Annotated in this window: 12 protein-coding genes and 1 pseudogene; 5 read left to right on the plus strand and 8 right to left on the minus strand. The window is 63.6% G+C overall.

Annotated elements, in window-relative coordinates:
* Positions 1 to 31: 31 nt before the first annotated feature.
* A pseudogene (locus tag C481_RS16415) lies at positions 32 to 670 on the plus strand (cell division protein FtsZ); the annotation flags it as partial.
* A 134-nt stretch (positions 671 to 804) separates the two neighbouring features.
* Here the strand turns inward: C481_RS16415 and C481_RS16420 are convergent.
* Entirely contained in the window at positions 805 to 1,509 is a 705-nt protein-coding gene (locus C481_RS16420; protein ID WP_006110434.1) for a hypothetical protein, read from the minus strand.
* A 130-nt stretch (positions 1,510 to 1,639) separates the two neighbouring features.
* The gene (locus tag C481_RS16425) at positions 1,640 to 1,975 is read right to left on the minus strand and encodes a 2Fe-2S iron-sulfur cluster-binding protein (RefSeq protein WP_006110435.1); all 336 of its coding nucleotides are present in this window, start codon (positions 1,973 to 1,975) and stop codon (positions 1,640 to 1,642) included.
* 212 nt (positions 1,976 to 2,187) lie between these two features.
* Here C481_RS16425 and C481_RS16430 point away from each other — a divergent pair, with 212 nt between their 5' ends.
* Positions 2,188 to 3,603, plus strand: coding sequence for a geranylgeranyl reductase family protein (locus tag C481_RS16430; protein ID WP_006110436.1), 1,416 nt, complete (start codon positions 2,188 to 2,190; stop codon positions 3,601 to 3,603).
* A gap of 242 nt (positions 3,604 to 3,845) precedes the next feature.
* On the opposite strand, the gene C481_RS16435 is transcribed toward C481_RS16430, so the two are convergent.
* Together C481_RS16435 and C481_RS16440 are read right to left on the minus strand one after the other, a co-directional pair.
* Complete coding sequence (locus tag C481_RS16435; protein ID WP_083860928.1) at positions 3,846 to 5,075, minus strand: M48 family metallopeptidase; 1,230 nt, start codon at positions 5,073 to 5,075, stop codon at positions 3,846 to 3,848.
* Between the two features lie 108 nt (positions 5,076 to 5,183).
* Positions 5,184 to 6,455 (minus strand): amidohydrolase, encoded by a 1,272-nt coding sequence (locus C481_RS16440; protein ID WP_006110439.1) that lies wholly within the window; start codon positions 6,453 to 6,455, stop codon positions 5,184 to 5,186.
* A gap of 185 nt (positions 6,456 to 6,640) precedes the next feature.
* Between C481_RS16440 and C481_RS16445 the strand changes: the two genes are divergently transcribed.
* Positions 6,641 to 7,363 (plus strand): class I SAM-dependent methyltransferase, encoded by a 723-nt coding sequence (locus tag C481_RS16445; RefSeq protein WP_006110440.1) that lies wholly within the window; start codon positions 6,641 to 6,643, stop codon positions 7,361 to 7,363.
* 39 nt (positions 7,364 to 7,402) lie between these two features.
* Here C481_RS16445 and C481_RS16450 read toward each other — a convergent pair whose 3' ends face one another.
* Positions 7,403 to 7,744 carry an uS10/mL48 family ribosomal protein gene (locus C481_RS16450; protein ID WP_006110442.1) on the minus strand — a complete coding sequence of 114 codons (342 nt, stop codon included), beginning with the start codon at positions 7,742 to 7,744 and terminating at the stop codon, positions 7,403 to 7,405.
* A 110-nt stretch (positions 7,745 to 7,854) separates the two neighbouring features.
* On the opposite strand from C481_RS16450, the gene C481_RS16455 reads away from it, so the two are divergent.
* Positions 7,855 to 8,292, plus strand: coding sequence for a bis(5'-nucleosyl)-tetraphosphatase (locus C481_RS16455; RefSeq protein ID WP_006110443.1), 438 nt, complete (start codon positions 7,855 to 7,857; stop codon positions 8,290 to 8,292).
* 164 nt (positions 8,293 to 8,456) lie between these two features.
* Positions 8,457 to 9,509: a DUF5787 family protein gene (locus tag C481_RS16460; protein WP_006110444.1), complete on the plus strand. Its 1,053-nt coding sequence runs from the start codon at positions 8,457 to 8,459 to the stop codon at positions 9,507 to 9,509.
* A gap of 189 nt (positions 9,510 to 9,698) precedes the next feature.
* On the opposite strand, the gene C481_RS16465 is transcribed toward C481_RS16460, so the two are convergent.
* From C481_RS16465 to C481_RS16475, 3 genes are all read right to left on the minus strand, one after another.
* The gene (locus C481_RS16465; protein WP_049904726.1) at positions 9,699 to 9,974 is read right to left on the minus strand and encodes a hypothetical protein; all 276 of its coding nucleotides are present in this window, start codon (positions 9,972 to 9,974) and stop codon (positions 9,699 to 9,701) included.
* Between the two features lie 188 nt (positions 9,975 to 10,162).
* Positions 10,163 to 10,666: a DUF5797 family protein gene (locus C481_RS16470; RefSeq protein ID WP_006110447.1), complete on the minus strand. Its 504-nt coding sequence runs from the start codon at positions 10,664 to 10,666 to the stop codon at positions 10,163 to 10,165.
* 149 nt (positions 10,667 to 10,815) lie between these two features.
* Positions 10,816 to 12,108, minus strand: coding sequence for an MFS transporter (locus C481_RS16475; protein ID WP_006110448.1), 1,293 nt, complete (start codon positions 12,106 to 12,108; stop codon positions 10,816 to 10,818).
* Positions 12,109 to 12,165 lie beyond the last annotated feature (57 nt).

The raw sequence follows: 12,165 nt of genomic DNA on the forward strand, positions 1-12,165 counted from the left end.
CTCGCGCCATCAGAGATGTGTATAAGAGACAGTTACCACACCGTTCACCGCGGAGGGCGAGGTTCGTCGGACGAACGCCGAAGCCGGACTCGAGCGCCTCCGCGACGTGTCAGATACCGTCATCGTCGTCCCGAACGACCGACTGCTCGACTCCGTCGGCAAACTTCCCGTCCGCCAGGCGTTCAAGGTGAGCGACGAAGTCCTGATGCGCTCGGTCAAGGGCATCACCGAACTCATCACGAAACCCGGCCTCGTCAACCTGGACTTTGCCGACGTGCGGACCGTGATGGAACGCGGCGGCGTCGCGATGATCGGCCTCGGCGAAGCCGACTCCGAGGCCAAGGCCGAAGACTCCGTCAAGACCGCACTCCGCTCGCCGCTGCTCGACGTCGACATCTCCGGCGCGAGTTCAGCGCTGGTCAACGTGACGGGCGGCAACGATATGTCGATCGAGGAGGCGGAAGGCGTCGTCGAGGAGATTTACGACCGGATCGACCCCGACGCGCGCATCATCTGGGGGACCTCGATCGACGAGACGCTCGAGGGGAGCATGCGAACGATGATCGTCGTGACGGGCGTCCAGTCGCCCCAGATTTACGGCCGGCCGGACGGTGAGGGCGAACCGGTCCAACCCGAGATGGACGCTGACGACATCGATTTCGTGGACTGATGGCGGAGGGCTGCCGGCGATGAACCGATTGGCCGGCTGGACGACCGATCGGTCTGGCGCGGTCGAGAAACCGGACACGCTCGAGACGTCGTCGATACGAGCCTGAAACTGATTCTGGGCGTCGCCGTGCGGCGCTAGTCTCTCATCGCAGCCACAAACAATCGGAGATTTGTCCCGATATTACGAACAAATGCGCGCGGGAATCGCCTGCGTGCGCCGGCAAGCGCCTCGTCGAGCGCTTCGGTCGCGTCCTCGAAGACGCCCTCGCCGTGGCCGAACAGTATCCGCTCGGGTTCGAGCGCAGCGAACGGCTCTCGCGGCGGGTGAAGCCTGGCACCCAACATGACGCCGATGCGTTCGTCGCCGACCGGGTAGGCCGACCCGGACGAGAGTAGGTCCGGAACGACGAGCGTTCCGTCGGCGTCGCGGTACGCAATCGCGCCCTGGTAGAGCGAGAGCGGTTCGACACGGCGGGTTTCGAATCCGAGACTGCCGAGAACGTGCTCCTCGCGCTCGATCGGGGCGTCGACGCGCGCTGCGATGCGATTCATCCACTGCGGGACGTGGACGGCGACGTCGTGGCGCGTCGCGATGGGGCCGGCGTCTCTGGCGTGATGGCTGGAGAGCACGACGACGCCAGCGACCTCGCCGAACTCCGCGACGAACTCGTCGATCCCGGGCGCGTCGACAGGATCGACGAGCCAAACCTCGTCGCCGTCATCGCCTGCGAGCGCGTGGCTTGCCCGCTCCCCGTCCGGGTGCGCGATCCAGCCGACGCCGCCGCGCCATCGATCGATTTCTCGAAACCCCGTTGCAGATGACCGGTCGTAGGCGGGCATACACGCCGCTTCTCTCTTCACCCGTAGTAACGTTTGCCACTCACCTTCGATGAATCAGCGTTCGAATCAGTGCAGACGATCGGACGAAACCGCTCACGGATAGAATCAGATCTGTGCGGTTCGATGCGCCTCAGTCGTCCGCTGCAGCCGTCTCGTCCGCGCCTCCCGCCCCGAGTTCATCGTCGATGCTCGGCGGATACTCCCCGCGGTCGAGTTTGAGGTCGGACTGGGGGCGGGCCATACAGGTCAGTGCGTACGACTCCGCCTCCGCCTCGGTGAGGCCGCGGGCGGCGGGCTGGGTGACCTCGCCCTCGACGATCTCGGCCGAGCAGGCAAGACACATGCCGACGCGACAGGAGTATTCCTGGGCGATTCCCTCTTCGAGACACCGGCTGAGAATGGTCTCTTTGTCCGAACAGGTGATCGTCTCACCCGTGCCGACGAACTCGATCGTGTAGTCAGTCATACGAGCAGCTACGAAGAACGGCACTAAAACTCTTTATTACGCTTCTGTCCTCGTTGATGGGACGAAACTCGCGGGAGCGAACCTGTCTTCGATCGAAACCGGTCGGTTCGGTCACGGAGCGGGAAAATCCGCCGCTGGCGCGCATTTTGACCCCGAGCTGGGGACGAAGTGACCATAAAACGTTTTCTTGCCACGGTGTCCACAGTGTTGGTATGAGCACACAGGAACAGTCGGCTGCCGCGTCGACCCCCGACACCACGACCCACTCGCCGGACGTAGTCGTCGTCGGGGCCGGAACTGCAGGTTGCTATGCGGCGGCGACAATCGCACGCGACGGCTACGACGTCGTCGTCCTCGAACGCAAGACCGAGGACGAAGCAGGCCACATCGCCTGCGGCGACGCGCTCAAGGGAGCCGACGCGTTCCCCGAGTCGATTCCGAAGTCCCACCTCGAACCCGCGTTCACGAATACCGGCGTCGATCACGGCCGCTTCGAGATTCCGCAAGAAGACACCGTCCTCGAGATTCCGATTCCCGGCGAACTGGCCGTTATCGACCGCTGGGAGTACGGCCGTCGGATCATCGATGGAGCCGAAAACGCAGGTGCTGACTTCCACTACGATACCGTCGTCCAGAACGTCACCCAGGAATCGGACGGTGGCCCCGTCACCGGCGTCGAGGCTATCCACAAGGGCGATCCGCGAACCTACGAAGCCGACGTCGTCATCGACGCCGCGGGATCGCTCTCCGTGCTCCAGGACCACGTCGACTTCTCGAACTCGACGTTCGACACCAACGTCGACTACTCGCACTTCTGCTCGGCCTACCGCGAGATCGTTCACGTCGAAGAGCCCGTCGAGTGGTCGGATGCGCTCGTCTTCAAGCCGACCGAACGGGCCGCAGGCTACCTCTGGTACTTCCCGCGAACCGAAACCGAGATCAACGCCGGTCTGGGCTTTCAGATGACCGAAGAGCCGATGAAACTCGTCGACGACCTCAAATACGACCTCGAGAACCGCGCCGAGTTCGACGGCGCGGCGGTCGACGACAAACTCGGCGCCGCGCTGCCGACGCGACGACCCTACGACTCCGCCGTCCATCCGGGCTACGTCGCCATCGGCGACGCCGCCGGCCACGTCAACCCCACGACGGGCGGGGGTATCGCCGGGGCCGCCTACGCCGGCAAGTACGCCGCCGAAGCGATCGTCGCGGGCCTCGAGGACGGCGACCTCAGCGAGAAGGCCCTCTGGGAGTACAACGAGCGCGTGATGGACCACTTCGGGGCGCGCTATGCCGCCCTGGACGTGTACAACATCCTCTCGACCGCCGTCGACGTCGACGATCTGATGGGACTGCTCGCGGCCATGCCCGGCGAGAAACTCGCCGAGGCGCTGTACTCCGGGAGTACCAGCATCGGCCCGAAACTCGCACTCGAGGGCCTGCTCAACAGCCGCGGTCACTGGGGCACCATCTGGAACCTCTTCCAGACCAAACGCCGCGCCGACGACCTCCTTGAACTCTACGAGCACTACCCCGACCACCCCGCCGCGCTCGAACACTGGCAACAGCGCCGCGACGAGCTGATGGAAGCGGTGTACGAGACGACCGGCGCGGACCCCAAGTACTAGCAACGAAATTTCACGCTGGATCCGGCGAACTGGTGGCTTCGCCACGCGGCGCAACGTCTCGGTAACGGCCGATAAAAAGCACTCCCCCTCTCGTTTCGGGTGAACAGAGCGTATTCCACGTCAGTCATCGGTCCGCCTCACGGCGTCGCCGTTCGCGGTCGAGAACGTACAGATAGTCTGTTCTCCCCAGAGTGTGAGCTCCTCACGGTGTTCGATGCTCTCCCGGCCTGCGACAACGGATTTCACACGTGAGTACGGAGTCGTTCGATTCGATTTTCGGTCGGCGGGTGCGTTCCCAACAGTTTCCGGTCGATGAACTTCCGCGTCCGATCGAAAAACCGGTGTTCCTCCCACGGAGGCGGCACGATCGAGAACGCCGCACTCGAGTCGTGGTGTCGGAGATCCGCTGCGGGACGGTGTTCGAGTTCGGTATCAAGTGTCTCGAGGGCGCTCACCAACGAGGCAGGATCGCCGGTGATCGCGACGCATCCCTCGTCCGCGCAGTATTCGCGGTATCTGCTGACGATGGCGACGGACCAGCGGACCGCAGCGAGGACTGTCCCGGCCAAGATCATGATGGCGCCGTGCTCGTACCGTTCAACCATTTTCCACGCATACGCCGCCGGCACTGAGAGGATCGTCACCGCTGCGGCATCTCGATTCTGGACGTGCACGAGTTCGTGTGCGAGGACGGCGTCGAGTTCGTCGGCCTCGAGTACGTCGACAAGTCCGCGCGAAATGACGACGGTCGAACTCGTGGGGCGGTAGCCGGCGGTTGCGGCGATCGGAGTCGACGACGTTCCGAGTACGACCGTCGGCGACGGCACGTCGACCTGCCTGGCAAGGCGGTCGACGCGAGCCTGGACCGCTGCCCGTTGGGCCTCAAGTTCGACCGCTGGGTCCGCAGGCACGCGGGCGGAGTCCTCGAGTTCACGGAGCGCGGCCGCGTCGTCGGTCCATTCGCCGTAGACGACCCGCGCGAGGAGGGCTAGCACTGCGAGAACGCCGACCACGACTGCTGTCTGCTGGAGGTTGATCGCCGCACGCCAATTGGTGGACTCCGCGACGGCGAAGGCGACAAAGAGTCCCACAACCAGTGTGAGGAGTGTCGCGAGGGACTTTTGCCACTTCGTGAGTACTTGTGAGGACAGCAGCCACTCACCGACGGATTCGACAGCGTCGGCGACGCCGTCATGAGCGATCCGATCGGAAAGCGTCCGATTCGGATAGAGCCTCCGTATCGGTTTCGTAACGGCGATCCAGCCGGCATACACGCACGTGAAGACCAGTCCGAAGACGAAAAAGATCGCCAGCAGCGTCTCGAGTTCGAGGTACAGATACAGGACACAGATCGCAACGATGACGAACTCAACGGCAAGGATGGTGAGTTGGCCGAGTGTGACTAAGATAAGTGCGACGGCCATTCGAAGCCAGAGTCCGAGCCGGAATCGTGTCAGCTGGCTCACCGACACGTCACCTCGGCCGGGTCGGGCCAAGCAGTTACTGTAGTGAAACGCACTGTCAGACACCTACACTGGTCGGATTATAATAACATTCTGGAATAACAGGACCGGCAACGACTACCGATCGCTGCTGAGCCGTTCGATCGCACCGGCGAGCACAGCCACGCCGTGCTCGAGGCTCTCCTCGTCCACGTCGAACGTCGCGGTGTGGTGGCCGCCGGGGTGGTCGGTCCCGATACCGACGTAGCAGGCGCTGCCGCCGTTGTCCTGGACGGCCTGCATCAGGAACGTTGCGTCCTCGCTGCCGCCGAGTTCGTCTCGTTCGAGGACGGTTTCGACGCCCGTCGTTTCGCTGGCGACATCGCTGACGACGGAGACCAGATCGGCGTCGCTGGTCGCGCTCGGAGCCTCGGCACCGAGTTCGATCTCGACCTCGCAGTCGTGGATGTCGGCGGCGCTTTTGAGCACCTGGCGGGCGTTCGAACGCATGTACTCCATGAGATCGGTCGTCTTGCCTCGGACTTCGGCGACGATGCGAGCTTCCTCGGGGATGACGTTCGCGGCGCTACCGCCTTCGACGACGCCGGCGTTGATCCGCGTTGGCCCGTCGCTGTGTCGGGGGATGCTGTAGAGGTTCTGGACGGCCGTAGCCATCGCCTGAACGGCGTTTCGCCCCTGTTCGGGGTGGCCGCCGGCGTGGGCCGGTTCGCCGGTAAACGTGGCTTCGAGGTGCGAGACGGCGAGGAAGCCGTCGATGCCGGCGACGATTTCGCCGGTCGGGTGATCGAGGCCGATGTGGGCGGCGAGCAGGGCGTCGATGTCCTGAATGTGCTCGCTCTTGGCCATCGACTTGCCGCCGCCGATGACCTCCTCAGCGGGTTGGAAGAACACTTTGAGCGTGCCCGAGAAGTCGCTCTCCGCGATGGCCTCGAGCACCCCGACGCCGATGGTCGCGTGGGCGTCGTGCCCGCAGGCGTGCATCGCGCCGTCGTGTTCCGAGCGGAATCCCTCGGCGGCCGGGACGTGGTCGGCGTCGTCTGACTCGGGCCGCGGCAGGCCGTCGATGTCGACCCGCAGGCCGACCGTCGGTCCCTCGCCGCGTTCGAGGACCGCGACGGCTCCCGTGTAACCGCCCTCGAGTTCATCAAGAACCGATCGGTCGATGTCGTACTCGCGGGCCTGCTCGTACCAGTCGGTCAGTTCGGCGTCGTCGGGGACGGCCAGCCGATGCTCGCCGGCGAGGGCGTCCGGGCCGACGTGGAGTTCGTCGAGTTCGAATCGAGACTCGAGTTCGGAGACGATGCGAGCGGTCGTGTAGAACTCGCGCCAGGCTGGTTCGGGTTTGCGGTGCAGGTCTCGCCGGAGTGTGACGAGGTCGCTATCGACCATAGCGAGGTATTGTCGGGCGGTGTGAAAGGCGTGCCGACCGGTCGCAGTCGCGTCTCGTGGCGTCGGTCGGTCACCGAATCGTCTGACTGCGGTGGACGGCGTCACCGATTGCAGTCACAGACAGCGCGTCTCGGTACCGATGCACACCTAGCGTTAGTACCGATGGCGAGTGAACTCGAGGTGCAATGTCACCAGATCCGTACGGCCGCGCCATCCGTGATCGCGTTCGGGGCGACCAAACCGAGCCGCTCATCCATCGGGACGGGCCGGAATCAGGCGAGCATCCAATCGACGAGTTCTACCTCACGCCGTTCACCGGCGAGGACGCAGACGGCGAGTGGCTCGAATCGCGGCTGGAGGGACCGCTCCTCGATATCGGTGCGGGGGCGGGACGGCACGCGCGATACTTTCAAGAGCGGTTCGAGACGGTCGCCATCGAGGTGAGCGAGCACCTCGTCGAGACGATGCGCGAGCGCGGCGTCCGCAACGCGCGGTGCGCCGACATGTTCGAACTCCGGGAGTCGTTCGACCGAAATCGATTCCGATCGGCACTCGCACACGGTACGCAACTCGGCCTTGCGGGGTCGATGCAGGGATTACGGCGCTTTCTCGGAGACCTGGCAGTCGTAACTGCGCCCGAGGCAACAGCCGTTCTGGACTGTTACGATCCGACAGTCGACGGCGCCGAGACACTGTGTGGGTACCGGTCGGATCCGACGCCCGGCCTGGCGCACCGATTGTTGCACTTCGAGTACGAGGGAGAGGTCGGCGAAACGTTGCTCTTTCGGCTGTTCAGTCCTTCGCGAGTGCGCGAGGCCGCCGTCGGGACCGGGTGGCGCGTCGCCGGGGTACGGCACGAATCCGGTGAAAACCAGGCCCATTACTGGGCGACATTGGAGAAGCCGTAGACAGGAGAAAGCACGCACCCGTGGATCGACCGGTTAGTACTAGTTTCGGTTCCCGCGGCCTGCACCGTGAATCTGCTCGACTTCCGCCTCGATGTGGACCGAATCCGGGAAGTTCTGCGAGGCGATGTTGCGGGCGAGGTTATCGTGTCCGTGAATCTCGAGTTCGCGGGTGAACACCGTGTAGTTCCAGGAGTCGAAGTGGCGGTCGTCGTCCGCGTGCAGTCGGCAGGGTTGGGGCACCGACAGTTTCTTCGGGGGATGCGAGTGCGGCCCTTTCAGGGCGGCACCCTTTCGCTCGGCGGTGGTTTTGATGTCGTCGACGATACCGTCGAGGGCGGCGCGATCGCCGCTCTGGAGCGTAAGGCGGGTGACGAAGGTCATAGCTGTGTTGTCCAATCGTCCACGGTCGGCGCGTAAAAACCTGCTGAGATACGTCTACGCGCGACGAACAGTCCGATATTCTCTTAACGTCGCATCTATTAGCACTGATAATGGCAGTCGAAGCTACGAGCGCAGGCGCGATCCTCTTCCGCGACACGCGGGGCCGGCGCGAGTATCTTCTACTCAAGAGCCGCCCGGGCGACTGGGAGTTTCCGAAGGGCGGTGTCGAAGGAGCTGAAGAACTACAACAGACGGCGATCCGCGAAGTAAAGGAAGAGGCAGGTATCGATCAATTTCGCCTTCTCGACGGGTTTCGCAAGGACTACGATTACGTCTTCGAGGCGAACGGCAAGACGATTCACAAGACCGTTCACCTCTTTATCGCGAAGTCGTTCGAGGCGAGCGCTGAACTCTCGAACGAACACCGCGACCTGCAATGGCGCGACTACGAGCAGGCAGTGAATACCGTCACACAGGACGGCCCGCGGGAAATCTTGGAGGACGCCCACGAGTACTTAGACGAAATCTTGGACGAGGACAAAGCGTAAGCGGTCCCGCCACTGTACGGCCGAGATCGGTTGGACGGTCAGCGCGAGTCAGTGAGCGCGTCGCTCGGCGCGGTTACCGTTGCGTGACGACCGTCGATGCGTTGAGGAGTGTCCTCACGAATCGGTCGAGCAGCGTTTTTCTTCCCCCGCGTCTAACGCCATCCGTGAACGCGGACACCGCCGAGTTCAGCTTCGAGCTCCGGACCTGCCGATGGGCCGAACGCGAGTGGCCACCGGACGAACGCGAGACCGACGCGTACGCGCTCGTCGCCCGACAGCTCGGAACGAAACGCCGCCGCTGGGACACGATCGTCTTCGAGTGCGATCCGAGCGCCCTTCGCGAGCGCGCGAAGTTCGGGCCGAAGCGACTCGACAGTGATCTGTTGCACGTCGTTCGAAACGCACCGCGAGCGTGGACCTATTATCGCGATGCGCTTCCAGAGCCGGGGTATCCGTGGCGGTACGTCCGCGAATCGATTCACCGCGCCGCCGACCGCGACGTTCTGGACACGCGCAAACGGGGAAATCGGATTCAGATCCGCCGCAAGTGGCCCTATCCGGCGTGGGTCGAGCGCATCGTCGCCATCGAGAACAAACCGGATCTGGATGCGAGCGCCGCCCGCGCTCTCGCCTCCCAACTCGAGTTCGACGTCGGCATGGCGCTCGCGGACGAGGTCTGGGTCGCCACCCGGCAAACCGACGGCCGCGTCGAACCCGTGCTCTTCGAGGATCTTCCGGTCGAGGCGGGCATCCTCGTCCTGAACTCGGCGACGCTCGATGCCGAAATCGCGTGGCACCCCCGCCAGCTTGCGGTCGAGGAGCCGGGAACGCGGATCATAGAGCGCCCGGGCGGCGGCGATCGCGACGGTTTGGCGGCTCGCTTCGAGTTCGCCGATCCGGACGCGAAAGCCGAGACGAGACTCGCGATCGCCGAGCGGGCCTACGAGCGCGGCTGGCGGTCGTTCGTCGAGACGATGCGACCGGACTGTCGACGGTTTACGCTGCGCGAGCGGGATGGAACGCAGCTCGTGCCCTACTGTACGGCGAAGGACTGCCAGCCGACGGGGGCGGAGTGTTGCGGGTCGTGTTCCGAGTTCGAACCGGAGCCGCCGGGCTGGCGGACGCGTGGCTGGCCGATCGAAGGCGGTCCCGGAAACCGGTGCCAGCAACTGCTGGCAGCACGACGGCGGCGGCGACGGCCGGGACAGGACCACTAACGGCCGGTATCAACCCAGAGGCCCGCTATCAAAATCAGACGTAGACTGTCGAACTCAGATCCAGATCCCGATTCCGATTCCGATCCGAGTTTAGACTCAGACCGTCGACTAGCAGTCGATGAAAAATCGATCACGAAGGCACACCCGCCTCTGCCGGCGGCCGCAGTACACGACTGAGAGTCAACTGTCCTAGCGGGAGCGCTGGAGATCCGCGTCCTGTAACACCTTGTGAAGTGCAGTCATGGTCGCTGTGAACGCCAGAACTGCGCCGATCAGAAACACGGCAAGGTACAGGAACGTGTCAGGAAGGCCCGGTGAGAGATTTGAGACCGTTGGACGCGTGGTCGAGTACGCGACTTGCCAGTACGTCACCGCTGAATACCCCATCAGTAGCAATCCGATAGCGAACGTAAACGCGAACCCGTCGAGAGAAAGGGCGTAGTCGATGCTGCTGGTATCGTCCATGTCGAATAGTACGCAGATACTGTCAATAATCCCTTCCATTCGCGTGGGAGATACGTTGCGAGTGGATTCGTCTGGACGGTATCGACTGTGGCGCACAGACGCGATCGCACGGACCCGCTCCAGGCGAATACTCCCGACACCCGATCGACAGCGGCCCGTGCTACAGAGTCAGTGACCGAACGCAGCTCTCAGTCGGCAACCTCGACGTCGATCTCGTCGCGCGAAACGGCCAGCCGAAACGTCGGCACGGTTCGGTACTCGACCTCGACGACGCCCTTCCGGCGCAGACTCTGTAACCCGGACCGAACGTCCTCGGCGTCCGGATCGACGCTGAACTCATCCCGGAGCGCGTGAAGCACCGAAACGACGCTCTTGGACTCCTCGTCGGGACCGGCAAGCACCTCGACGATCTGTACCTGGAGTTCGGGAACGCGAACGCGGGAGGGAACGCCCTCGTTCTCGGGGTCGCTCTCGATACCGGGTTCGACGTCGACCAGTTCGGCTGCCTCGGCGGTCGCGCGAATCAGACTGTTGTCGTCACGAAAGTAGTAGTCGCCGAGTTCGTTCTCCAGATACTGGTGGACCTCGCTGCCGCTCTCTAACTCCCACCGGTCCTGCAACTCGGCGTTTTTCGTCGGCTGTAACTCCACTACGTCGGCCAGCCGTTTACTGGCCTCCTCCGAGAGCGTCATCGTCGAAGCGTACGGGGATGCGGTACTTTTGCGTTGCGTCCCGATTCCGGCGTTGCAGCGTGGGTCGTAGTGGCGCTGACAGCCGGTTTTGTGCCGGTTTCGTGGCGGTCTTGTATCGGTCCCGCGGCGTCAAATCGGATCGGTCTCGATTAGTCGTCGCCGACGACCGGAACCGGCTGGGTGTGCTCGAGGGTTTCCTCGATCTGCGTGTAGACCAAGATCGCGCCGAGCGTGGCAAGTACGGTACCGAAGATGAACGGCACCTCGAAACCGAATCCGACCAGTGCGCCCGAGGAAAGCGGACCGATAGCGATGCCGAAGCCGAAGGCCATCGTCAGCACCGAGAGCTTCGAGCCCGATTCGCCTTCGCCGGCGAGGTCTCCCGCGAGTGCGAGCGACGGTGCGAAGACCATTGCACCGGCGACACCCTGCAGAAGGCGGGCGAGAAACATCGTCTCGGAGGTCGTGACGAACCCCTGTACGAGCGTCGTCGGGATCAAGAGCAGCATGCCGACGACGATGAACGGACGGCGACCGTAGCGGTCACAGGCGCGGCCGATCGGCGTCTGGAGCAGGACCTGGGCGATGATAAACGCCGCAAACTGGAACCCGAACCAGACCTCTCCCTGTTGGAGGTGCTCGTTGACCTGGATCTGGATGGTCGCAAAGAGCGCGATCGATGTCGCCATAAACAGCGACGCGACGCCGAGCGTGAAGATCGGATCGAGCAGGTGCCGGCCGGACTGATCCCGGATCGGAATCGAGAGGTCCGCACCGGCGTTCGCTCGCGTCGTCTGCGGGTCAGTGATCAATGCGGTCACCAACAGGAAGCTGATGACGGCCGTGGTCGTCGCGATGTAGAACGCGGCATCGAAACCCGAAACCGTCAGTTCTCCGATCGGGAGGCCGTACGGACCCGCGTTGACGACTGCGGCCGCGACGATCGGTCCGGAGCCAAAGCCGACCAGCCGGAAGGTGTTGTAGACGCCCATGTTCCCGCCGCGATCCTGCGTCGTCGCGAGTTCATTGACGAGCGCGACGGACGCCGGAATGATGAACGCAACGCTGACGCCCTGCAGTGCGCGGATGACGACGAGCGAGACGTACGTTTCGGCGAACAGATAGACCGCGTTAGTCGTTGCGAGGCCGGCGAGACCGATCAGCACGAACCGTTTTCGGGCACCGGTTTGATCCGAGAGACGGCCGGTGAGCGGCTGAAAGCTGCTGTTGAAGAAACCGAACAACGAGAGAATAACGCCGATGATCATCGACTCCGACAGTCCGAACGTCGTTCCACCGACGATGTCGCTTCCGACGTAGAGGGGTATAACGATGACCAGAAACGAGTTCCCGATTCCGTCCGCCATGCGGGCGAACGCGAGCGCGAGCACTCGTCGGTCGACAGCAAACTGCGCAGCGACCAGTCGAACGAGACTTCGCATTGGTAGTGACGTGCGCCCCCTCGACCGATTAGCGTTTCGAACCGAAATGTCCGCGTG

Source organism: Natrialba asiatica DSM 12278, assembly GCF_000337555.1.
Classification (GTDB): Archaea; Halobacteriota; Halobacteria; order Halobacteriales; family Natrialbaceae; genus Natrialba; species Natrialba asiatica.